The organism is Shewanella sp. 11B5, assembly GCF_002836795.1.
Lineage (GTDB): Bacteria > Pseudomonadota > Gammaproteobacteria > Enterobacterales > Shewanellaceae > Shewanella > Shewanella frigidimarina.
Map to the genome: position 1 here is coordinate 1 of NZ_PJAP01000818.1, position 1,667 is coordinate 1,667.

General features: G+C 44.3%; 1 protein-coding gene. It reads left to right on the top strand.

The window, feature by feature from the left end; genetic code table 11:
• The first annotated feature begins 43 nt into the window (after positions 1-43).
• Positions 44-1,447: a porin family protein gene (locus CXF78_RS16755; protein ID WP_102037412.1), complete on the top strand. Its 1,404-nt coding sequence runs from the start codon at positions 44-46 to the stop codon at positions 1,445-1,447.
• Positions 1,448-1,667 lie beyond the last annotated feature (220 nt).

A 1,667-nucleotide genomic window follows, 5' to 3' on the forward strand; every position in this document is an offset into this window, starting at 1 on the left:
GCGTTTTTAGAGGGAGCATTAACGTGACGTGTCGGAGAAACAGATGAATAGAAAGTTAACCTTGTTGGCAGTATCTGTGGCAAGTGTATTGGGTTTGAGCGTAATACCTAATGCTCAAGCTGCAACGAATACAGAAACATTAGCCAAAGCCATTGCTAAGCAAGAAGCTGAAATTACGATATTAAAACAGCAGCTTGCCACATTGGCCGCCGAGCAAAAACAACAACAGCAGCAAAACAAACAAGTGGCGACTCAAGTTGACACTGTGGTGCAACAAACCACTAAAGCGCAAGACCGTTTAAGCCGTTTTAGCTTTAACTCATATGGCAGCGCTGTTTACACCAGTGATGAATATTTCGATAACGTACAAGATACATCCGCAGAGCGACGTAGTCGTACTGATTTAGAGCGGATTGTGACCGAGTTTGGTTATCAGTTCACTGATGATTGGAGTATGGAAGTTGAAATTGAGTATGAGCACGGTGGCACTGGCACCTCACTAGAATATGACGGCTTTGATGAATTTGGTGAGTTTGAATCCGAAGTTGAAGCGGGTGGCGAAGTGGTGGTTGAAAAAGCGGAAATTCGTTACCGTCCATCAAAAGCCTTTGGGGTGAAATTCGGTAACATTCACTTGCCTATTGGCTTGTCGAGCATGTTACACAAACCTAATCAATATCTAACAGTGCAACGTCACAAGAGTGAAGCAGCGATGATGCCGACCGTTTGGAACGAAAACGGTATTGGTGTTTACGGAGAGATTGCCGATTTTCATTATCAGGCACAAGTTGTCAGTGGGTTAAACTCTGAGTATTTCCGCACTTATGATTGGGTGGCATCAGGCCATCAAAAACGCTTTGAAGAAGTGAATGCTGACGACCTAGCATTTGCTGGTCGTATTGATTATGGCAATTTCAAAACCGGCAGTGCAGTCGGCGTGGCTTATTACTACGGTAATACCAGTGGTAATCGCCATAAGAGTAACAAACTCGATGTTGATGGTGCTCTTAGCATTGTGTCTGTTGCCGGAGCCTTTGTTGAAGGTCCATGGATCCTCCGCGGTCAATATTTATATGGCTCGTTAGACAATGCTGACGCTATTACCCAGGCTAACAAAACCACCCCAGGTTTACGTCCAGGTAATTTTGCCCAACTGGGTTCAGAGTCGCAGTCGTTCTTTGTCGAGGCGGGCGTCAAACTTGATGAATGGTTTGATATTCCGATGACCGTGTTTGCCAATATCGATTATTCCAATCCACTTATGGCCGTTGAAACGGGCACCGCAACCAAGCGTTATGAAAATACTTGGAGCAGTGTAGGTATTAACTATTTCCCGATACCTGAGATTGTGATTAAAGCCGAAGGTGGTCTTCATCAAGTGGCTGTTGCCAGTATTCCTGACACCAATTTCTTTGCTTTAGGTGTGGGATATCAGTTCTCGCTATAAGCGAATTTAATTTTTTGACCTGTTTTTTGACTTATTTTTTACATGGAGTTTTATTATGCGTTTTAACTACACTGCAATCTCACTAGCACTAGTGGCAACATTATCCGCGTGTGGCGGTTCAGGCTCGGATGACACTAGCACCCCGACAACCCCAACTACACCTACAACCGGTTTTAGTTTTGTCGCGACAGAAATGATCACTAACTTAACCGATGATGTG

What these genes read in the sequence shown, in the direction of transcription:
- CXF78_RS16755 (WP_102037412.1), top strand. Translation starts at nt 44, where the DNA reads ATGAATAGAAAGTTAACCTTGTTGGCAGTATCTGTGGCAAGTGTATTG.